The 22,347-nt window shown below is 40.9% G+C and carries 20 protein-coding genes and 1 riboswitch; of the genes, 12 read left to right on the forward strand and 8 right to left on the reverse strand.

What is annotated here, in order from left to right; translation table 11 throughout:
* Nucleotides 1–8: 8 nt before the first annotated feature.
* Together ACXJY6_RS08480 and ACXJY6_RS08485 are read right to left on the reverse strand one after the other, a co-directional pair.
* Nucleotides 9–1,727: an ATP-binding protein gene (locus ACXJY6_RS08480; protein WP_458768090.1), complete on the reverse strand. Its 1,719-nt coding sequence runs from the start codon at nucleotides 1,725–1,727 to the stop codon at nucleotides 9–11.
* A 6-nt stretch (nucleotides 1,728–1,733) separates the two neighbouring features.
* A complete protein-coding gene (locus ACXJY6_RS08485; RefSeq protein WP_458768055.1) occupies nucleotides 1,734–2,921 on the reverse strand; it encodes an FIST signal transduction protein in 1,188 nt (395 codons plus the stop codon).
* A 548-nt stretch (nucleotides 2,922–3,469) separates the two neighbouring features.
* Between ACXJY6_RS08485 and ccoN the strand changes: the two genes are divergently transcribed.
* From ccoN to thiD, 12 genes are all read left to right on the forward strand, one after another.
* The gene (gene ccoN, locus ACXJY6_RS08490) at nucleotides 3,470–4,897 is read left to right on the forward strand and encodes a cytochrome-c oxidase, cbb3-type subunit I (protein ID WP_456049710.1); all 1,428 of its coding nucleotides are present in this window, start codon (nucleotides 3,470–3,472) and stop codon (nucleotides 4,895–4,897) included.
* 15 nt (nucleotides 4,898–4,912) lie between these two features.
* Nucleotides 4,913–5,533, forward strand: a complete 621-nt coding sequence (gene ccoO / locus ACXJY6_RS08495; protein ID WP_458768056.1) for a cytochrome-c oxidase, cbb3-type subunit II — start codon at nucleotides 4,913–4,915, stop codon at nucleotides 5,531–5,533.
* A gap of 8 nt (nucleotides 5,534–5,541) precedes the next feature.
* Complete coding sequence (locus ACXJY6_RS08500; RefSeq protein ID WP_456049712.1) at nucleotides 5,542–5,718, forward strand: cbb3-type cytochrome oxidase subunit 3; 177 nt, start codon at nucleotides 5,542–5,544, stop codon at nucleotides 5,716–5,718.
* Nucleotides 5,718–6,698 (forward strand): cytochrome-c oxidase, cbb3-type subunit III, encoded by a 981-nt coding sequence (gene ccoP / locus ACXJY6_RS08505; RefSeq protein WP_458768057.1) that lies wholly within the window; start codon nucleotides 5,718–5,720, stop codon nucleotides 6,696–6,698. The genes ACXJY6_RS08500 and ccoP overlap by 1 nt, the downstream gene beginning before the upstream one ends.
* Before the next feature lie 73 nt (nucleotides 6,699–6,771).
* Entirely contained in the window at nucleotides 6,772–7,257 is a 486-nt protein-coding gene (locus ACXJY6_RS08510; RefSeq protein ID WP_456049714.1) for a FixH family protein, read from the forward strand.
* Nucleotides 7,250–9,628: a heavy metal translocating P-type ATPase gene (locus ACXJY6_RS08515; protein WP_458768058.1), complete on the forward strand. Its 2,379-nt coding sequence runs from the start codon at nucleotides 7,250–7,252 to the stop codon at nucleotides 9,626–9,628. The genes ACXJY6_RS08510 and ACXJY6_RS08515 overlap by 8 nt, the downstream gene beginning before the upstream one ends.
* Before the next feature lie 12 nt (nucleotides 9,629–9,640).
* Nucleotides 9,641–9,829, forward strand: coding sequence for a cbb3-type cytochrome oxidase assembly protein CcoS (ccoS, locus tag ACXJY6_RS08520; RefSeq protein WP_456049716.1), 189 nt, complete (start codon nucleotides 9,641–9,643; stop codon nucleotides 9,827–9,829).
* Entirely contained in the window at nucleotides 9,822–10,490 is a 669-nt protein-coding gene (locus ACXJY6_RS08525) for a sulfite exporter TauE/SafE family protein (protein ID WP_458768059.1), read from the forward strand. The genes ccoS and ACXJY6_RS08525 overlap by 8 nt, the downstream gene beginning before the upstream one ends.
* 101 nt (nucleotides 10,491–10,591) lie before the next feature.
* A complete protein-coding gene (locus tag ACXJY6_RS08530; RefSeq protein ID WP_456049718.1) occupies nucleotides 10,592–11,341 on the forward strand; it encodes a fumarate/nitrate reduction transcriptional regulator Fnr in 750 nt (249 codons plus the stop codon).
* Between the two features lie 120 nt (nucleotides 11,342–11,461).
* Nucleotides 11,462–12,409 (forward strand): universal stress protein UspE, encoded by a 948-nt coding sequence (uspE, locus tag ACXJY6_RS08535; RefSeq protein WP_458768060.1) that lies wholly within the window; start codon nucleotides 11,462–11,464, stop codon nucleotides 12,407–12,409.
* 155 nt (nucleotides 12,410–12,564) lie between these two features.
* Entirely contained in the window at nucleotides 12,565–13,500 is a 936-nt protein-coding gene (ttcA, locus tag ACXJY6_RS08540) for a tRNA 2-thiocytidine(32) synthetase TtcA (protein ID WP_458768061.1), read from the forward strand.
* A 69-nt stretch (nucleotides 13,501–13,569) separates the two neighbouring features.
* Nucleotides 13,570–13,682, forward strand: a riboswitch (TPP riboswitch).
* 75 nt (nucleotides 13,683–13,757) lie between these two features.
* The gene (thiD, locus tag ACXJY6_RS08545) at nucleotides 13,758–14,588 is read left to right on the forward strand and encodes a bifunctional hydroxymethylpyrimidine kinase/phosphomethylpyrimidine kinase (RefSeq protein WP_458768062.1); all 831 of its coding nucleotides are present in this window, start codon (nucleotides 13,758–13,760) and stop codon (nucleotides 14,586–14,588) included.
* Between the two features lie 143 nt (nucleotides 14,589–14,731).
* Here thiD and ACXJY6_RS08550 read toward each other — a convergent pair whose 3' ends face one another.
* The 6 genes from ACXJY6_RS08550 to ACXJY6_RS08575 all read right to left on the reverse strand — a co-directional run bounded on the left by ACXJY6_RS08550 (nucleotide 14,732) and on the right by ACXJY6_RS08575 (nucleotide 22,310).
* A complete protein-coding gene (locus ACXJY6_RS08550) occupies nucleotides 14,732–15,400 on the reverse strand; it encodes a DUF2987 domain-containing protein (RefSeq protein ID WP_458768063.1) in 669 nt (222 codons plus the stop codon).
* 146 nt (nucleotides 15,401–15,546) lie between these two features.
* Entirely contained in the window at nucleotides 15,547–16,332 is a 786-nt protein-coding gene (locus ACXJY6_RS08555) for a hypothetical protein (protein WP_458768064.1), read from the reverse strand.
* Between the two features lie 162 nt (nucleotides 16,333–16,494).
* Nucleotides 16,495–17,214 carry a Sir2 family NAD+-dependent deacetylase gene (gene cobB, locus ACXJY6_RS08560; protein ID WP_458768065.1) on the reverse strand — a complete coding sequence of 240 codons (720 nt, stop codon included), beginning with the start codon at nucleotides 17,212–17,214 and terminating at the stop codon, nucleotides 16,495–16,497.
* A gap of 167 nt (nucleotides 17,215–17,381) precedes the next feature.
* Nucleotides 17,382–18,602 carry an ammonium transporter gene (locus tag ACXJY6_RS08565; protein WP_456049725.1) on the reverse strand — a complete coding sequence of 407 codons (1,221 nt, stop codon included), beginning with the start codon at nucleotides 18,600–18,602 and terminating at the stop codon, nucleotides 17,382–17,384.
* Nucleotides 18,603–18,907: 305 nt separating this feature from the next.
* Nucleotides 18,908–20,902: a sensor histidine kinase gene (locus ACXJY6_RS08570; protein WP_456049726.1), complete on the reverse strand. Its 1,995-nt coding sequence runs from the start codon at nucleotides 20,900–20,902 to the stop codon at nucleotides 18,908–18,910.
* Nucleotides 20,895–22,310: a sigma-54-dependent transcriptional regulator gene (locus ACXJY6_RS08575; protein WP_458768066.1), complete on the reverse strand. Its 1,416-nt coding sequence runs from the start codon at nucleotides 22,308–22,310 to the stop codon at nucleotides 20,895–20,897. Before ACXJY6_RS08575 ends, ACXJY6_RS08570 begins: the two co-directional genes overlap by 8 nt.
* Between the last annotated feature and the right edge of the window lie 37 nt (nucleotides 22,311–22,347).

Consider the following 22,347-nt stretch of genomic DNA (forward strand, 5'->3'; position numbering starts at 1 on the left):
GCGAGTCGCTAAATATATTTGCTCAGTATTTTCTGAATGGAAGTGCTCTTGATTGGCTTGATGATCATATCATCCATACCAGCGTCGAGACATGCTTGTCTATTTTCGTTCAGAGTGTGTGCCGTTAACGCAATGATAGGTTTTGTGAAATTATTCTGGCGCATTAGCCTTGTTGCTTGAATTCCATCCATACATGGCATCGATATGTCCATGAGTACGATATCAAATTCATTCTGCCTTTGAACTAGATCTACTGCTTCGACACCGTTGTTTGCAATAGTGACAATGTAACCAAGCCGACTGAGCATTAACTTGATTATCATTTGATTTGTTGTTGTGTCTTCTACTAACAATATATGTTTGCAATCTACAGTTAACGGTTCATTATCTGATGAGAGTGTCGGTTTAATTTGATTTGTTGTAGGCGCAAGCTTTACGACTAACGGTAAAGTGATTGAAAACGTCGTTCCTTTGTTTGGTTCGGTATCGACTTTGATCTTACCGCCCATTAAATCAACCAGGGTTTTTGTTATTGTTAAACCCAACCCTGTCCCACCATAATTACGGGTAATCGAACTATCTGCTTGGATAAACGGGGTAAATAGATGGGCTAACTCTGACTCAACAATGCCAATGCCGGTATCAGAAACTGAGATGATCAACGCGTTTTCTAACGTATAGATATCAATTGTTATTTCGCCAGCCTCGGTGAATTTAATGGCGTTTCCGACTAAATTGAAGATGATTTGGAGAATCCTTACAGGATCAACAAAGTATTCCAGGTTTTTCTCTATATCCGTATTTACACGAAAGTTTAAACCTTTTTCACGCGCGAGCTTTTGATGGTATTCAAATGAATAGGTAAGCTTATCGTGAAGATTCGTCCAATGGCGGCGGAGATTAAAATGACCAGATTCTATTCTGCTAAAGTCGAGTATGTCACTGATGATTACATGAAGTAATTCAGCTGAGTTTTCCATTCTCTCTAATAATTGTTTTTGTGACGTGCCTGTTTCAGTCTGAAGCAATTCAGTAATCCCTAAAACAGCATTTAAAGGAGTTCTTAATTCATGGCTCATCATCGCCAGAAACTTTGATTTGGCTTGGTTTGCCTTTGCTGCAACTTCTTGAGCTTCCACAAGTTCATTCGTTTTTAATTCAACCAGCTTTTCAAGTTTTTCCTTGTGTTCAATATCACTAATTGCTCGTTCAAGAAGAGGGCGAAATCGAAGTAAAATCTTCTTGGTTTTGATATCAAATTGCCCTTTCCTACTACCCAAAAGCAATAAAACCGATTCACTGGTTTGAGTTTTTATGCCGGTTAAGAGAGCATTATGTATTTTTGGACTTAATCGATTTGGAATACGATCAAATTCTTCAAGTGCCATCGGTTCAAACAGTAAAATACACTCTCCTCCTAGCACTCGTTGGAATTTTCTACCGTTAGGCCAGATTTTATCAAATAACATTTCATTTGAAGAAAGGTATGTTTTAAAACTCGATTCGATGTTTTCTCGCGATAGCACAACGAAGTCATCAAAATCAATATACCGACCCAGCCCTCTTTTAAGTTCATCGAAGATTTGCTGTTTATTCTCGGCACGACTTATAGCGGAAAGCGTCGCCAATATAACGCGGTTCTCTTCCGCTAATTTGGTTTCGCGTTCTTTACTTCTCTTTAGCTCTAATAGAGTTTCGTTCAGTTGTTCAAGTTGGTCGGTTGGCAACATAAATTATTCCGAGTCATAGAAAATTACTGATGAAATCATTAGGTTACCGTGAGCATTTTCGCCTCCGGCAAATCGACCTTGTTCACCAAAGGTAAAGGGGCATATAAAAGGCGCACCTTCGAGCTGCTCTACCATTTGAGAGTGAACTTGTGTCATGTCATCTTTGAGTCTTAGCATTGCACCGGCGCAAAATATAGAGATCGCGCCCAATTTCTTAGAAGATGAATAGTTTTTCGCATTGGCTTCATTAATCACTCGTGCAGCTCGGTGTATCAACTGTTCATGAGAGCAAGTCATTAGCGTTACATCTTCTCCCTCATCAACTTGTGCAAATAATTCCAACCCCCCGCTGTCAGTTATGCGCATTGGATGGGTTAATTTATAATACGGTCGATTATCGAATTGTCCTGCTTTTCGCCCTATAGGAAACCGAGTCACATGTTCAAATATATATTCGTCAGAAATTTGAATGTTTGAATGGTCACTCACCCACTCTTTATATATTTCTTTGGCGGGTTCATGATCAATCTCTTCTAAAGTGCGCCCTGTTGCTTTGGTGATTTTCCCTACAAATTCTGTGGGAGAATACCCTGCACTGATTCCGGCTGCTAAGGGCTTAGAAGGAAAAAGTAACTGAAGACTAACGCCCTTATTGGTCCACGTGGAATGGGTCATAATCGTCCATTTACCTTGGATTTTATCATCGGCTGCACTGCCACCGATCATAGGAATGCGAGTACCAAATATGGTGTCGATCGTGTGAATTATCTCTTCTTCATTTCCAGGTGTGGAATGAAGAACAACGAGACTTGGTACTTCACCCTCGCGATCAGCGTTATGTAGCGCTTCATGGATAGCGTGCTCAGTTGCTTCAGCTATGGTTGAATAGTCATCAAACTTTGATAATGCTGCGCCATAACTGCTTATCCCTTCATCGTAAATTGCAATTAAAGCAATAGCATTTTGATTGAAATAGCCTTTATCAGTCATGACACCGTTGCTTGAGCTACAGCCAATAAGTGACGCGTGCGGAAACTGTGAGGTCATCAATTGCCACAAGGTTTCAGGACAATATTCATCTGTATAATAGAAAACAATACTATTTGGCGATGGATTAGGTAAAGTTAAACGAAGCTCATTGAGCGCACTCTTAGGGTCAATGGCACTGGATATACTCGTTACAAAGCGCATATAGCTATAATCATCACTCGTTTATCGATGGTATTCAGTATATACGTTATTTAGCAAATGTTCATAGAAACTAAATCATCTATTAAACATAAATTTTTCAATAGTATAACCGATTATATGTTAAGTCGATTTATTGAATTTTAACATCCAAATAACAGGCTGAAAGCATTGTTTGATAATAAATATAGAATTTATTTTTTGTTTTGGGCATATGATACAAACTAGTGTAAAAGTGCAGCCAACTCAATAATATCACTAGCAACTTAGTGTTTTTTAAGTCTTTATCAAATTATTCAAAGTTCATCTCTTGTAACTCAGTTCAAAGTTTTGAAATAAACAAGCTAAACCTGATACTTAGTAAGGTTACTTCCCTGTCATAAAATTGTTAACTGCAGTATAGTTAGGCGCAGATGACATTGCTTGAATTAACGCTTTGGTTACAATTTCGCCAAAAACAATAAGTGTGGAATGTAATGTTAGTTCTAATGTTGTTTTGCTCGTATCTGAGTAAATATAAAGTGTAGTTAACTTGAATCGGAAGCATGCAAATGAGCCAAGAAATGCAGCTTGAACAGAATTACAACTATACCGTTGTTCGACAATTCACCTTAGTAACCATTCTATGGGGTATTGTTGGCATGGCAGTTGGCGTTTTGATCGCAGCACAATTAGTCTGGCCACAGCTAAATTTTAATACGCCGTGGTTGACCTATAGTCACCTTAGACCGCTCCATACCAATGCCGTTATTTTCGCATTTGGTACGAGTGCCCTTTTTGCTACCTCATATTATGTGGTTCAAAGAACTTGCCAAACTCGATTGTTTGGTGGTGTTTTAGTTCCATTTACGTTTTGGGGTTGGCAAGCCATAATTTTATCCGCCGCTATCACATTACCATTAGGATATACAACATCGAAAGAGTACGCCGAACTCGAATGGCCTATTGATATTGCCATTGCGCTAGTTTGGGTTGCGTATGCAATCGTCTTTTTCGGAACCCTTGTGAAACGAAAAACGTCACACATTTATGTTGCGAACTGGTTCTTTGGGGCGTTTATCCTCACTGTTGCCGTCTTGCATATTGTAAATAGCATGGCCATTCCCCTTTCCTGGAATAAATCGTACTCGGTTTATGGCGGGGCTGTAGATGCGATGGTTCAGTGGTGGTACGGACACAATGCGGTAGGTTTTCTTCTTACTGCGGGTTTCTTGGGTATGATGTACTATTTTGTGCCTAAGCAAGCAGGACGTCCTGTTTATTCCTATCGTTTGTCTATCGTTCACTTTTGGGCGTTAGTTTCTTTGTATATATGGGCTGGTCCTCACCACCTTCATTATACAGCGCTACCAGATTGGACCCAGTCACTTGGTATGGTGATGTCGTTAGTACTATTTGCTCCATCTTGGGGGGGAATGATCAACGGTATCATGACGCTATCAGGTGCTTGGCATAAATTGCGCTATGACCCAATTTTACGTTTCCTAATCGTATCGTTGTCTTTCTATGGAATGTCAACATTCGAAGGTCCAATGATGGCGATCAAGTCGGTTAATGCCCTTTCCCACTACACAGACTGGACTATCGGTCACGTACACTCTGGTGCTTTAGGTTGGGTTGCTATGGTATCAATTGGTTCAATCTACCATTTGGTTCCAAAGCTGTTTAATCAAGAACGTATGTATTCTGTTGGTTTGATCAATGTGCATTTCTGGTTAGCGACTATTGGTACCGTGTTGTATATCGTTGCGATGTGGATTTCTGGTGTTATGCAAGGCTTAATGTGGAGAGCGGTTAACTCAGACGGTACGTTGACGTACAGTTTTGTTGAATCCGTTGAAGCGTCTTATCCGTTTTACGCTGTACGATTCCTTGGTGGGTTGATTTTCTTATCCGGTATGTTCCTTATGGCATATAACACGTATAAAACGGTTACCGCACCTGACGCAAGTCTTAAATCAATTGCACAACCGGCATAATAAGGAGATTAAATAATGAGTTCTAACTCCAACAATCGCCATGAAATTGTCGAACGTAATGTCGGTTTACTTGCGATTCTTGTCATTATTGCTATCAGCTTTGGTGCTTTGGTTGAAATTACTCCGCTAATTTTCCAGAAGCAAACTACAGAGCCATTGGCAAACTTAAGACCACTAAATGCATTAGAAACAGAAGGTCGTGATATTTATGTTCGTGAAGGATGTACGGTTTGTCACAGCCAAATGATTCGTCCTTTCCGTGCGGAAACAGAACGATATGGTCACTATTCTGTTGCTGGTGAGAGTGTTTGGGATCACCCATTTTTATGGGGTTCAAAACGTACTGGTCCAGATTTAGCCCGTGTGGGCGGACGTTATTCTGATGAATGGCACCGTGTTCACTTAATTGACCCTCGTGAGTTAGTGCCAGAGTCAAATATGCCTGCATTCCCATGGCTTGAAACAACGCCTGTGGATGGCAGTTTGACTGCGGAGAAACTTACTCTGTTTCGTGATCACTTCGGTGTTCCTTACACAGATGAAGATATCGCCGGTGCTAAAGCCGCGGTTGAAGGGAAGACTGAGCTCGACGCGCTCGTTGCTTATCTTCAATCCCTTGGCCATGCGATGAAGTAGGAGGCGATATGGATATTGGTACAGTACACAGTATTTGGACCGTTCTACTGTTTGTTAGCTTTATTGGTATTGTCGCTTGGGCATACAGCAAACGTCGTACAACATCGTTTGATGAAGCTGCAAACTTAGTATTTGCGGATGAAGAAAAGCATAACGCATCTCAAAAGCAAGGAGTGAATAAGTAATGACTACATTCTGGAGTCTCTGGATAATTGTTCTTACCCTCACGACATTGTTTGGGTGTGCAGCAGTTCTTATTTGGTGTTTACGCGATAAAATGGGCGTGGAAGAAGGGGCAGATATGGGGCATGAATACGATGGTATTCGTGAACTCAATAACCCTCTTCCTAAATGGTGGGTGTATCTATTTATTAGTACGTTTGTATTTACTGCCATTTATTTAGTGCTCTACCCTGGGATGGGTTCGTTTAAGGGCGTCTTGGGCTGGACAAGCTCTGATCAAACAGTGATATCATTAGAAGAGTCTAAAGCGTCAATCAGCAATTCTCAAAGTAATAAGATACTCGATCAGTATGCTCGAGAGCTTGATGAGGCTGAAACATTCTACGGTCAAGCGTTTAAGCGCTTAGCTTACGTCGAAGGTACAAATGACCTTAAACCTGTTAAAGATATTGCAGCGGACCCTGATGCGGTTAAAGTTGGACAACGTTTGTTTTTACAAAACTGTTCACAGTGTCATGGTTCGGATGCTCGTGGGTTAACAGGCTTTCCTAACTTGACTGATAGCGCTTGGTTGTACGGTGGTGAACCTGAAGCTATCGTAACAACTATTCGTCATGGCCGTATTGGGCAAATGCCGGGTTGGAAAGATGCGTTAGGTGAACAAGGTGTGAAAGAAGTTGTTTCTTATACACTGAGCTTATCTGGTCGTTCTGTAAACGCTCGTGATGCCGCTGCAGGTAAAAAACGATTTATTGTTTGTGCTGCTTGTCATGGTACAGATGGTAAAGGTAACCCTGCTGTTGGTGCTCCTGATTTAACTGATAAAGACTGGTTATTTGGCGATTCACGTGATGCAGTTACTCAAACTGTTTTACATGGACGCTCAGGCGTCATGCCTGCTTGGATTGATATTCTAGGCGAAGACAAAATACAAGTTGTCTCTGCTTATGTTTGGAGTTTAAGCAATAATCAGGCACAATAGCCGCAACAAGTAATGAAGCAGTACGTCAGCGTGCTGCTTCATTTTTCTCAATTCTTCATAAAGAGCATCTCAAATGGAAAAACCCTGGTTTAAACAATTCTGGCCTTGGTTTTTAATCATACTTCCCGGTACTGTGATTATTTGGACCTTGGCTACTGTCGTTGTTTTTTCTCAAAATGCTGTATCCCTTGTTTCAGATGATTATTACAAAGAAGGGAAAGGCATTAACCAAGATATCACTCGGCTTCAAGAAGCAAAAGCGCTAAACCTTAACGCCTCTGTCTACAGTCAGGATCAAACGTTGGTTGTCACTCTTGATAAAGGAAAATTAGAACAGTACCCAGCTTTAAGAGTCAACATTGTTCATCGAACATTAGAAACCCAAGATATTGAACTCATGATTTCTGCTGATGCACAAGGTAACTACCGTATTCAACCCGAAACGGAAATCGTTGGCCCGTGGTTTGTTAAGCTATCTTCGTTTGATAATAAATGGATACTGCAAGGTAAAGTGAATTTTCCATCGACGACGCCTACCATCTTAAATAACAATGGATAAAACGTGTTACCACTGCGGCGAGCCCGTTCCTAACAATAGCCAATTCAACGTAGATATCTTGGGTGAACAACGTCACATGTGTTGCCCAGGGTGTCAGGCTGTAGCGCAAATGATCGTTGATAGTGGTTTAGTCTCCTATTACCAATATCGTACAGAGCTTCCGAGCTCTGTGAATATCGTTCCCGAAGAACTAGACCAGTTCAATAGTTTTGATGATCAAGAATTCCAATCTGACTTTGTTTTCCGCGATGATGAGGTTTGTTCGGCAACGATCACGGTAGAAGGTGTCACGTGTGCCGCTTGCGCCTGGTTGATTGAAAAACGGCTTATGTCTCAGTCTGGGATTGTCTCGGTAATGGTGAATACCACGACTAATCGAGCCAATATTAAGTGGGATGAAAACCAGATGAAATTGAGCACGATTTTGTCTGAAATATTAAAACTTGGGTATAAGGCTGCCCCATTCGATCCGAATCAACAAGAGCAAGATAATGAGCGTGAGCAGAAAACGTACCTCTATCGTTTAGGGATAGCTGGCTTAGCGACCATGCAAGTTATGATGCTTGCCTTCGCACTTTATCTTGAGGTATTTGGTGACCTTGATGATACCTTTAAGGTTTACTTTCGATGGGTCAGTTTAATTTTCGCCACGCCAGTTTTACTCTACTCTGCTCTTCCATTTTATATGAATGCTTGGCGAAGTTTAAAAGGCAAAACCTTGGGGATGGATGTCCCCGTTTCGTTAGCATTATTATTTGCGTATTGCGCCAGTGTTCATGCAACCGTTACTGAACAAGGAGAAGTGTATTTCGAATCCGTTTCAATGTTTACGTTTTTCCTATTAATTGGCCGGTATTTAGAGGCAAAAGCAAAACACAAAGCAGCCACTGCAAGTGGGAACTTAATGAAGCTCGTTCCTTCTACTGCAACATTGGTATCAGGTGAACAAGTTGCGGTGAAATCACTGCGAGATGGCGATGTTATCCGGGTTATGATTGGTGAACACCTTCCAGCAGATGCCATTATTACACTTGGCGAAACTTATGTTGATGAATCGATGCTAACTGGGGAGTCTGAACCAGTAGCAAAACACGTAAATGATGCGGTTTACGCTGGAACGATCAATACCCATGAAACATTTGAATGTCGAGTGACAGCTGAAAAAGGTGAATCTGTTATTGCTCAGATCGTTCGGTTGCATCAACAGGCACAAATGACCAAACCCAAACTTGCGCTTCTTGCCGATGTTATTGCTCGTTACTTTGTAGGGTTTATCCTTGTGATTGCTGGCCTTACTTGGTTTTACTGGAGCGGACATCAACCAGACCAAGCATTTTGGATTATGTTGTCGGTGTTAGTAGCAACATGCCCTTGTGCCCTTTCTCTTGCCACTCCTACCGCAATAACATGCTCAACATCCCTATTTTCTAATGCCGGATTATTGATTCAGTCAGGCGCCGTATTTGAAACCTTGGTCAAAGCCAATCATCTGATTGTGGATAAAACGGGTACCTTAACGACGGGCGAGATTGAAATTACCTCGGTGGAAGTGTATCGAGAATTTGATGAAAGACGTTGTTATGAATTAGCTGCCGCTCTTGAGCAATATGCTAATCACCCGATAGCACAAGCATTTAATAAACATGTGAATTCTGATATTGAGATTGAGCAGCCGAATAATGTCGTTGGATTTGGTATTGAAGGGCTGTATCAAAATCAAATGTTACGAATTGGTTCATTGCGTTTCGTTTCCCCCGGCAGTGATAATAGCCAGGTCCAATTTAGTTCACTTTATCTAAGTTTGAATGGTGAGTTAATAGCGCGTTTCAGTTACCAAGATCCGATTAGAAATGAAGCACAGTCATTTATAGCTGATGCATTGGCATCTGGGATGAAAGTGACCTTGTTAACTGGTGATCATGCTACCACGGCGGAATCCGTTGCCAAAGAGTTAGGCATCGAGAATTGGCAAGCCAGTTGTACCCCTAAAGATAAATTAGATTATGTTGCTTCTTTGTCCAATGACGATGTTACCTTAATGGTGGGTGATGGAATAAATGATGCCCCGGTATTGGCTCAAGCACATGTTTCTATCGCTATGGGGCATGGTACTGATCTGGCAAAAACCTCATCAGATTTGATTCTTCTTAACGATAAATTATCAGCAATCCATACCGCGAGAAAATTAGCACAACGTACTCGCCAGATCATTGCCCAGAATTTACTTTGGGCGCTGGGCTATAATGTTATTGTACTACCCCTTGCTGTTTTCGGTTATGTAGTTCCATATATTGCGGTTGTTGGCATGTCGGTTAGTTCGATTATCGTGGTGACAAATTCGCTTCGTTTGCTGGCACCAAAAAATAATTAAGAGCGGTGTTCGATGGAAAGTATTTACATATTAATTCCCATTGCAATTGTCTTTGTAGCGATCGCTATTGCTATTTTTCTTTGGGCGGTAAAATCGGATCAATTCGATGATTTGGAACGGCATGGCCACAACGTGTTGTTCGATGACGACTCTCCGGACTCGACAAAACAAGACTCACAGGCAAAGCAGAAAGATGATTGATGAATTATTTGCTGCAGCGTTGATCGGTGTTGTCAGTTCAGCTCACTGTTTTGGCATGTGTGGCGGAATTAGTGCGCTACTTGGTTCAACGTGCTCGAATAAACAACAACTTCCTTTTGTTATTGCTTTGTATAATATCGGTCGATTAACAAGTTATACCCTAATGGGAGCATTACTGGGTTCAATAGCGTATTCCTTAATAGAACTTTCACAGCTAAATCAAATGCTAGGATGGATGCGAATACTATCGGGAATAATTTTAATTATGCTCGGGTTATATCTTGCTCGAGCCTGGTTTGGTATTCAAAAAATCGAATCGTTAGGTCAGCATATATGGAAGTTTATCTCCCCAGTTGCACGCCAACTCATTCCACTTAAAAAACCTTGGTACGCTTTACCTCTGGGTTTCTTATGGGGATGGCTACCATGTGGTCTCGTATATTCGATGCTAACTTGGTCGTTAGCTTCAGGAAATGGTCTAAGTGGTGGATTAATTATGCTTTTTTTTGGATTTGGCACGTTACCATCGATGGTTTTAATGGCTAGTAGCACCACGATCATGTCTAAGATATCAGCTTCACCTATCTTTCGTGTTTCGTCCGGATTTATGATCGTTCTCTATGGAGGATACATTTTATATACTTCGCTCTCACTTTTATAATATTTTATATAGATTATTGATTTGGCGAATGTTATTTATCTAGGCATTATTAATAAGCGATGGTAAAATATTGATGTATATCAATATAGTGAAAGGTTGTTATGATTTCAGATAAACAAGCAGCGAAGCGAATTCAATCCGGAGGATGTGCAATTCATTGTCAGGATTGCAGTATTAGCCAACTTTGTATTCCTTTTACGTTAAATGAGACTGAACTAGACCAATTAGATCAGATTATAGAGCGTAAAAAGCCGATTCAAAAGGGACAAGAGTTGTTTAAAGCTGGGGATGATTTGAAATCACTCTATGCTATTCGTTCCGGAACGATCAAAAGCTACACCATCACTGAACAAGGCGATGAGCAAATTACTGCTTTTCATCTCGCTGGTGATCTTGTTGGTTTTGATGCTATTACTGGTGACTCCCACCCAAGCTTTGCACAAGCACTTGAAACATCAATGGTTTGTGAAATTCCATATGAAATCTTAGACGATCTTTCTGGAAAAATGCCTAAGCTACGTCAGCAAATTATGCGTTTGATGAGTAATGAAATCAAAGGCGATCAAGAGATGATTTTGTTATTGTCGAAGAAGAATGCTGAAGAGCGTTTAGCTGCATTTTTATATAACTTATCCGCTCGTTTTTCTCAACGCGGATTTAGTCCAAGAGAATTTCGTTTGACCATGACTCGTGGCGATATTGGTAATTACTTAGGCTTAACCGTAGAAACGATCAGTCGTTTACTAGGACGTTTTCAAAAATCTGAAATTTTGAGCGTAAAAGGTAAGTACATCACTATTCTCGACCAACCTGCTTTGAGCGAACTCGCTGGCGTCTCAGCTGATTCTTAAAATACAGACTTTTGATGTGGCTTGTTTTTGAGCCACATCATAGTTCCCACCTTTTTATTTATACCTCTGATTATTTTTAGTTAATATTTATTTAGGCACCCAAATGTGAGGGAAAGCGCTATGAGTATTTATACTAAGATCTTAGTTGTCGCCGACATCAATCATGATGAACAAATAGCTTTGGATCGAGCTATGCAATTGGCTAAGCAAAGTTCCAAAATAAGCCACATTACTTTATTTCTTACCATTTACGATTTTTCTTATGATATGACATCCATGCTCTCCACTGACGATCGCGAAGCAATGCGTCGAGGAGTGATAAAGCAAAGAAGGTTATGGTTAGAGAAGTTGGCACAGCCCTATTTGATGGAGAATGTCGAACTAGAAGTTAAGGTAGTTTGGCATCATCGACCTTATGAAGCGATTCTTTCTGAGCTGTTTGCTGGGGGGCATGATCTGCTAATCAAAGGGACGCGTAAACATGCGATGTTAGAATCTGTTATATTCACACCAACAGATTGGCACTTGCTACGTAAATGCCCTGCTCCCGTGTTATTGGCAAAACATAGTCAAGGACCGGCCAATGCCAATATCATTGCTTCGATTCACGTTGGAGGCGAAAGTGATGCTCATTCTACTTTAAATGATAAAATTGTTGAGCGTGTACTGAATGTTAGTGAACGCTTTAATGCTAAGCCTTATCTTGTTACCGCTTATCCTCGTACTCCTATGACAATTAGTATCGAGCTTCCAGAGTTTGATCCTAGTGCATATAACGATGCCGTTAAAGCTCATTACACCAAGTCTATGGAAGAACTACGTCAGCAGCATGATATCGATAAGGAACATGTCATCGTAGAGGAAGGCTTACCAGAAGAAGTTATCCCAGAGATTGTAGAAAGACTTGATGCCGCAATGGTTATTTTAGGAACGACCGGACGATCGGGTTTATCTGCAGTGTTTATAGGAAATACGGCTGAGCATGTCATTGATAAGATTAACTGCGATATTCTAGCACTAAAACCAGAAGGTTATATTAGTCCGCTTGATCCCGCTAATTCACGTTAACAAATTAGCATGATTTAAACTAGGCTCCGAGTTTAAGACTTGGGGCCCTTTTTATTTGGGTAAAACGTTTTTCCTTGATGATTTAAATTGGTATCTGACAAAATTATCCGTATCATACGCAGTTTATTTGATTCCCCCTTTCATTGAGTAACAGTATGACAGAGCGTAACCAAGAATTAACACAATCCCAGCGGTACAACTTCAATAAATTAAAGAAACGTTTAAGGCGTTTTACGGGTCAGGCGATCGCTGATTTCAATATGATTGAAGATGGTGATCGTATTATGGTGTGTTTGTCTGGTGGCAAAGATAGTTATACGATGTTAGACATCTTAATGAGTTTGCAAAAGATTGCCCCCGTTTCTTTTTCACTAGTTGCGGTCAATTTGGATCAAAAGCAGCCCGGTTTCCCAGATCATATTCTTCCACAATATCTCGAAGAATTGGGCGTCGAGTATAAGATCGTTGAAGAAGATACTTACTCGATCGTGCAAGATAAGATCCCCGAAGGTAAAACAACCTGTTCGCTCTGTTCGCGCTTACGACGTGGTATTTTGTACCGTACAGCTAAAGAGCTTAACGTTACTAAAATCGCCTTAGGACATCACCGAGATGACATCATTGAAACCATGATGCTAAATATGTTTTATGGTGGGAAGCTAAAAGGGATGCCTCCTAAGTTAGTGTCCGATAATGGTGAGCACGTCGTTATCAGGCCACTCGCTTATTGTCGCGAGAAAGACATTATCAAGTACTCTGATCAACAAGATTTTCCAGTAATCCCGTGTAACCTATGTGGGTCACAACCTAATCTACAAAGACAAAACATTAAACAAATGCTCAATGGTTGGGATAAGCAATTTCCTGGGAGAATTGAGAGTATGTTTCGCGCAATGCAAAATGTTGTCCCGAGTCATTTAGCCGATCATGAGTTGTTTGATTTTAAATCCATCGACCGTGATTCTGGAGTGATTAACGGTGGAGATATTGGTTTTGACAAAGAAGAGTTACCTTCATCAATTGAGATGGTTGATGAAGATATAGTGACAGAAGTGGATCCAAAATTAATATTGGATGTAACAAACATCTAATTACTTTTGTGATGGTAACTTGATTTGTTACACTCTAATCCGTAACCGAGCTACTTAAGCTCATCATTACATTATTAGTCGGGGAGCCAAGGTTGAATAACCTAAGGCTGAGACCATTATTAATGGGACCCGTAGAACCTGATTCAGTTAATACTGACGTAGGGAACTAAAGTCTTTATATCGTTACTATGCGGGCGTAGTTTGCATCGTTTCCGGTTAGCGGCTGTTATTCCTTAACGTTTTGTTGAGGAGCTCAAATGACATTCGAACACACAACCCCAATTGTTCTGACCATCGCAGGCTCAGACAGTGGTGGCGGTGCTGGTATTCAAGCCGATATCAAAGCTATTTCGGCCACTGGAGGTTACGCGTGTTCCGCCATTACAGCTCTTACTGCGCAAAATAGCCTGGGTGTGACGGGTATATATTCTGTCTCAGCAAGCTTCGTAGAACAACAACTCGATGCCCTATTTTCAGATTTCGATATTAAAGCAATCAAAGTGGGAATGTTAAGTGACAGTGTCATTATCAAATCTGTTGCCAGTACACTATCACGCCAATCAGTACAAAATTTAATTATCGATCCAGTGATGGTCGCCACGAGTGGCGATTTATTGTTAGAAAACTCGGCGGTTAATACGCTAATCTCAGATTTGCTTCCCCTAGCCGATTTACTTACGCCTAACTTGGCTGAAGCCGCTGCACTGGTAAATTTGCCTGTTCCGAATGACAAGTTAGAATTGGAACAAATGATTGAGAACTTAAAAACCTTACCGACAAAAGCTGTTCTTCTTAAAGGTGGGCACATCAAACACGAGACCAATGATTGTATTGATTATTTAATTTATGAAAATCAAGTAACAACATTTACGGGGCCTATGATTGATACAAATAATACTCATGGTACCGGTTGTACGCTGTCATCGGCTATTGCTAGCTATATGGCTCAAGGCTTCTCACTGGTCTGCGCTATTCAAAAAGCTAAAGATTACCTCACCCATGCGCTGATTCACGCCGATAAACTCGATATTGGCAAAGGACATGGCCCTGTACATCACTTTCACACAAGTCATGAGCTTCCCTATTAATAACGGAACTTTAGGGTATCTTGATGTTGGTTAATGGCTAAAACTTAAAAAACTCTCCACTTATGACGTTGGAGAGTTTTGGGATGACAAATTACCATATCGATAATTTATGTGACGAAAAACGATGTTGTTCCGAAAAAGAGTTACTTCTGCGGAGATAACACGATCGGTGTGATGTCTTTCGTTTGCTCTGGAAGCGTAATTGTGTCGTTTAAGTCGTAATCGGAAGGAACGATATTTGCTTTGTGATTAATAACTTCGATCTCTTCACCTTGGCTTGTAACTAAAAAACCAGACTCAAATGTCGGGAACTCCAATCGAATGCCATTTACTTCTGGTGTAAACCATTTTCCGATACTGCCACTTAACTGAGTGAGTAAGGTTTGCATCTGTGCGGATAGAGATGATAGGTGTTCAATTGAAACTGCTTCACTAAGTGGTTCTCGTGCCAACACTTTCATTGAAATATCACAAGGCTCATCAGAGACCGAGGTGATGTAAAGTAATGGGTTCAGTTTCTTTAGGTTTGTATCAATAGGCAGTTCTACTTCGCCGGTAGAATACACTTCTATCGTTTCGTTATGTTTTTTATGCTCTAAACGAGCGTTTGCAAGGTGACATGCTTGACGCGTGTCCTGCTCGATAAAAAACAATCCAACTCGAACATCTGGATGATCTAGCTCACTATTGTGCTTTAGCTGATTATAAAAGTTGGAATAATGAAACATGTATACATGCTGGCCTGATATGGCGGGAGCTGAAGAGATAGTCCCACATAAAAGTAATAACCAACCAAGTGTTTTTTTGTTCATTCTGGACTTCTCAATGTATTAATTAAAGGTGCTAATAGAGTGATTATAGTACCCAGTATGGGAGTGTCGTTATGTCACAAAATTGAATGTTTTTTGTGACATAACATAAACCATGTCTAGGGAATACCTTAACGGTCATAGAGCGTTTAGGCGTTAAAAACTTGTGACTTTTCTTGGCTATCCGATTTTGAAACAATCATCAATTTTATACCAAACAGGTTACGATAGATTGTGCCTTTAAGATGCATGTAGAAAGGTAGAATGAAAATTAACCCTATACCACCCGTCATCAAGGCCATCACTAATAAAATAGTCCCAATGGTAAACAAAATACATAAAGGAAAGAGCTTTTTATTGGTCGCTTTAAGTGAAATCAGCAAGGCATTATGTGGCAACACGCGTTTTTCACAGATCAATAATATGGAGTGAGCAAAGGCCAATGAGAAATAAAATGAAAGAGGCCCAAATAGAGAGCTGGAAATAGCCTGTATGATTAGATTGAGCAGCGTTACAATAATAATCGGAACGGTATATTGAAATCCTTTCAATAACGTCGCAAAGCCAGTCTTTAGTCCTGCTGACTGGCTCATTGCCATTAAGCTTATCCCGGCGAAAAGCGGAGAACATATTACTTCAGCGCTAAAAACGGCAATAAAGCAAGCTTCTATCAATTCGATAGTGAGTGCTTCTGGATTCGTTGCGATTAAGGTTATGTCGCTTAATGAATAACCGAGCACATTAAGTGTAATCATAAACGCAATAAACGTTACCGCAATAAAAGTCACAATTGCAGGGGTAAAACCGATGAAGTTTTTGACTGTTAGTGAGAAAGATTCACGTATTACGGCATTTACTTTAAGTTCGCTTTCGCCCTTTAATGCCTTATCAATGCTACCACCGAGAAGGAATTCTTTTTCAATGTTATCTGACATACTTTCCTATCGTGACATTGTCACTACCGATACCGAATTATAAAATTTGGTTAATTATACCGGATTTGGCACTAAGTCTGAATGGAATACTTGTCATTATCGTATTGAGTATTAATTACTTACAAATTGATACGTACTCAGTCGTTGTTAACAAGAGGCCATTTAGGCTGATATACCCAATATTTCATTGACTAACTTAGGTACTTCGATGCTTGCTTTTCCTTGTCGATGTTCGGCAAACTCGCTATCAACTGCGCTAGGTTCAATGTTGATTTCGATAGTGTGTGCCCCGTGCATTCGTGCGTCATGAACGAGTCCAGCTGCGGGATAAACGACACCAGATGTACCGATTGAAACAAACAAGTCGGCGTGTTCGACAGCATCATAAATATCCCCCATTCGTAATGGCATTTCTCCAAACCATACAATGTGTGGGCGCATTAAACTTGGAAATTGACAACAATGACATAAGTCATCTTTATGGATGTCGCCGAGTTGTTCAACAACCTGATTAGATTCACTACAGCGCGACTTTAATAGCTCTCCATGCATATGGACAATATTCTTTGTTCCACCACGCTCGTGTAGGTTATCAATATTCTGTGTAATAACGGTAACGGAGCCATTGAGCTCAGCTTCAAGTTGTCCGAGTGCTATATGGGCAGCGTTGGGTAATATGTCGGGAGATTGGAGTTTATGGCGTCGCTGATTGTAGAACTCGAGCACTAATTCAGGATTCGCTTCGAACCCTTCAGGGGTCGCAACATCTTCTATTCGATGATTTTCCCAAAGTCCATCTTGAGCTCGAAAAGTTTGAATACCAGATTCTGCTGAGATACCAGCACCAGTGAGGATAACGATATTATTGTATTTTTGTTTCATACCTGCATCTCGACGATTTTATTTTAAATTAGCATAACATCGATTATGCATCGTCTGAATGGTAGAACCTTAGACATAAGTCTTAACTTGATAAAAAGTATTGGGGTTTTGTGAGCTCATTAAAAAAGCGAGCATTAAGCTCGCTTTTATTAATGTGGTTGAGTTAATTATTCTTCATTTGTTGCTGATATCTTGTGAATCACAAGATCGGCACCTTTAAACTCTTCTTCTTCTGACATACGAAGACCTGTGAATTTATTCAATATTCCATACACCAGGAAAGCACCAATAAGTGCGACGGCGATGCCTAGGATCGTTCCTAAGATTTGTACGGTGAGGCTAACACCACCCAGTCCACCTAGCGCTTGTTGACCAAAGATTCCGGCAGCAACCCCACCCCATGCACCACATAATCCATGCAATGGCCATACGCCCAATACATCGTCAATTCGGGTTTTATTTTGCAAGAATGTAAATACCCAAACAAACATCGCGCCAGCGACAACACCAGTAATTAATGCGCCTATTGGGTGCATAACATCAGACCCAGCACAAACGGCAACTAGGCCAGCTAATGGGCCGTTGTGAATAAAACCAGGGTCATTTCTGCCGACGATTAGCGCGGTAAGAATACCACCGACCATCGCCATTAATGAGTTCATTGCAACCAAGCCACTAATACCATTTAAGGTTTGAGCCGACATAACATTAAATCCGAACCAACCTACCGATAAAATCCAGGCACCTAGCGCAAGAAACGGAATATTCGATGGTGCGAAGTTAGTATGTTTACCTGCACGAACTCGCCCTTTACGCATCCCCAAAAAGAGAACAGCAACTAGAGCGATCCAACCGCCAACTCCATGAACAACGACCGATCCAGCAAAATCATGGAATCCCGCACCAAAAGAAGATTCAAACCAACTTTGAACACCATAGTTTCCGTTCCAGATGATACCCTCGAAGAAAGGATAGACAAAGCCAACCGTAAATAACGTTGCAAAAAGAATGGGATAAAAACGCGCTCGTTCAGCGATACCGCCAGATACGATTGCTGGTATGGCAGCGGCAAAGGTTAATAGGAAGAAGAATTTAACTAATTCATATCCATTACCTTGCGATAATGTTTCGGCGTCAGCAAAAAAGGTTCCACCATATGCGATCCAGTAGCCAATAAAGAAGTAGGCAATCGCAGACACACCGAAGTCAGCTAATATTTTAACCAATGCGTTAACCTGGTTCTTTTTACGAACCGTACCAACTTCTAAAAATGCAAATCCAGCATGCATTAAAAACACCATAATGGCGCCCAGTAGTAAAAATAGGGTGTCAGAACTTTGCGTTAGCGTCTGTATTGCCCCGTGAACTTGACTTACCTTGTCACTCATTCTCGATGATCTCCAGTGTTTGCACTAATGATGTGCTAAAAAATAAAATTGCCCAATTATGGGGATTAATGTTTTAGTTTTTTGCAATAAAGCAATAATTGATCCAAAAGTGAGTTTTAGAGTTTTGAATTGGCAATTTCAAGTTTAACTTTTTGATAATTAATAATTTAAGGGTTCGTTGGATAGTGCTTTTAGAATGAAGGCTTAGAATCTCTTTTAGATATAAATGCACTAAATTGATGCCTTTTCACGATAATGGAGCAAAGGCTTTCGATTGGTGTGGTTAATTTTTGGTGCAACTGGTGTCAGTTCGAGTTGGTTGGAATAAAGATAGTAAAGGTTGTTTGTTCACTTGTTGACGTCACTTGGATTTCCCCTCCCATTTGATCTATTAGATTCTTAGAAACGGATAATCCTAACCCTGTTCCTTCACTTTTTGTTGTAAAGAATGGGTCAAAGATATGGTTTATATTTTCTTGAGAAATCCCCTGACCTTGATCTGTAATCGCAATTGCGACGCCATTATCGTGGTCATCTTCAATCCAATTAAACGATTGAATGGTGATTTCCCCTATTCCTTGCATCGCTTGAATGGCGTTGACCTGTAGATTGACAAGAACTTGCAACAACTGGTGTCGATTGACACTCACATCATGCTTGGCGTTTAAAGAAAAAGTGAAGGTAATATTACGTTTATTTTCGCCAGTGCGCACAAGAGTGACACTTTCTTCAATGATTGGGTTGATCGATTGAGGGAAACTTCGACTACTCTGAGTTTCGCTCTTCCTACTGTATTGTAGAAGGCTACGTATAATATCGCGTATTCGATCGACTTGTTTTCTAATTGAACGTAACTCGTCATCGAAGTCATTATTTTGCGATGGCAAACTGAGTTTAATAAGATCGGCGTTACCCAATATCACGGCGATTGGGTTGTTTATTTCATGTGCTATTCCCGCCGTAAGTTCACCTAAAGCGGCCAACTTTTCTTGGGCAATGAGTTTATTTCGAGTTTGTTCAAGAAGACGAAGTTGCTGCTCTAATAACAAGTTTTTCTCATTGAGGCTTATTGTTCGTTGATCCACTTGCCGCTCTAAGGATTTAGCAAACTCGATGATTTCTTTCTGCTGTGAATTCAAGATGTCCAGCATTCGGTCGAACTGCAATGCAAGTTGGCTTAGTTCGTTGTCGGAGTTGAGGCCGAGAGATCCGATTCGTGATGCTTTCCCCGTTTGAACGGCATTGACCACTCTCGATATTTGTTCGATTGGGCGGAATAGTGATCGTGCAGAGCGATACACTGCAATTCCTGAGATGCCTAATAGTAAAATAGCAAAAATGCCTATTTCAATAATATGAGTTAAGTAGAGCTTCAGCACTGGCCACATTGGGTAGCCTGTATAAAGCATGCCAATAATGGCGTCGTTATAGTCGTAAAGTGGCTGATAAGCTGTGATAAACCAGCGGTCAATAACGCGAGTGAGATTCACCCATTCTTGTCCTTTTAATACGACGTGTTCATAGACCTCCGGTGATACCTTGGTACCAACCGCTCGCGTATCGTAACCATTTTCTGACGCTAACGAAATATTGGTGCTGACTCGAATATTATCAAGAAAAAAGGTAACCGTGCCATTTGGACGAGTGCTGTCATAATGTGATGGGTAGATTAAGTCTCGGATATTATCGACCAACTGAGATTTGTGATTGAGTAATACTCCGGCATCTAGGTAGCCGATTAACTGGTTTTCATGGCGGTAAATGGGAACCAAGGTTCGAGTAACTAACGCTCGGGTTTCTATTGTATGTTCATCAACTATCTCTATTTGAGCTTGCTGCAAAAGGGCAACGTTCATGTCGGCAAGAGTTCCTGCGTCGAGAACTGAAAAATACGTACCCAGTTGAGCGGTTTGCCCTTGAACGATAGCTTGGGTTTTTGGGTAGTAACGAATGAAGTCAAATTCGCCACGGTTACGAGGTTGTGCAAGCCAACGGTTAATTTCCTCGGTATCTGTGGTTTTATTGAGCAATTCATTTAACTGATACGAGCTAGCCAGAGTATTGAGTTTTAGGTCTTGCTCACTCAATAGAAATGTCACGCTACTTCGAGCCACTCTTAATCGTTCAGATACACTTTGTAAGGTATTCTGCCAAGTGTAGTGAACCGACCAATAAAGGCTGATGATAACCAATGCGACTATCGTAATTAGAATTGGCGCAGATGTAAGTACTAATAAGCGATACCTTACCGTTTGGCGGAATTGTCTTAACCGAATTAAAGCTCTATCCCATTTAGTCACGAGTGTTCTCTTCTTCCGCTTTCCATTCTTTGAATTTTCGTTCTAACGTTTTTCGTGAAACGCCCAATTCGCGAGCTGCTGCTGATTTATTCCCTTCATTAAATTTCATTACTTTCAGTATATGCGCTCGTTCAATATCTTTAAGAGCCCAGTCTTCAGGGTAGCCCACTTCTTGTTGGTTAACGGTTAAATCGGGAGAGTAATCTGCGTGGGACACAGAAAGTACAACACCGTTGTTTGGAATGCCGCGGTTTTGCAAGTCTTGCCAATATTGGCTTGGTGATTTATTGAGTAATAAACATCGTTCGATTAAATTTCGTAGTTCTCGAATATTTCCCGGCCATTCATGGTTTTGCATTTCTTCACTGTATTGGTTAATCCACGGAGGTACAGGAAGGGACAGTTGACAGCACAATAGCTGGGTGAAGTATGGCGTTAGCTCGATAAGGTCGGCTTTTCTCTGCTTTAATGGTGGTGAGTCGATCTTTAGTACCGCTAACCGATAGTAGAGATCGCTGCGAAACTTGTTTGTGTCGATCAAGGTTTGAAGCGAGTTGCTGGTTGCTGCAATAATACGAACATCGATAGCGATATCGATATTGCTTCCCATTGGGCGGATAATCTTTTGTTCTAATACTCGCAACAACAGGCCTTGCAGATCCAATGACATCGAATCGATTTCATCCAAAAACAGCGTTCCGTTGTTCGCGAGTCGGATGAGGCCTTCGTCGACGCCTCCATTCCCAAACAGTTCTTTCTCTAAACTTTGGTTGGGATACATTGAGCAACTTACGGTTACGAATGGTCCATTTCGGCCACTTTTATTGTGTAAAGTGCGAGCAATCAAGGACTTACCTGTTCCCGACTCCCCTTCGATTAAAACTGGTGCTTTCGAAGGAGCATACTGGCTAACAACTTGTTTGAGAGCTTTTGTTTTATCGGAATTTCCAACAATTTCTTGGTTGATATGTTGGTTTATTTCTCTAGATAGTGCTTTACTCTTTCTCTGTTCTAAATGCCGTTTCATGCATCGATCGACCGAAGTAAGAATTTGGTCTAGATTGAAAGGTTTGAGAATAAAGTCTGTTGCGCCGAGCTTTAATGCTGAGATTGCGGTATCTACGGTGGCGTAGCCTGTGATAAAGATAACATCAACAGGTCTACTTTTATTCTCAAACACCTCAACCCACTCAATTCCTGAACGACCCGGTAAGTTGATGTCCAATATGACCAGATCATAATGTTGATGGTTGCGAAGTGCTTCCCCTTCTTCTACTGAGCCAGCACAATCGACGCGGGTAAAATATAAACTGAGTGCTTTTCGCAGAATATGTTGCATGTCTTTTTCGTCATCAACGATTAAGACAGAAAAGGTATTGTATTGGCCTGGTTCTATTGAATTTGACATAATTCGCTTCGGTTAGCCGTCAATATGCGACATTTTG

The organism is Vibrio phycocola, from assembly GCF_054404255.1.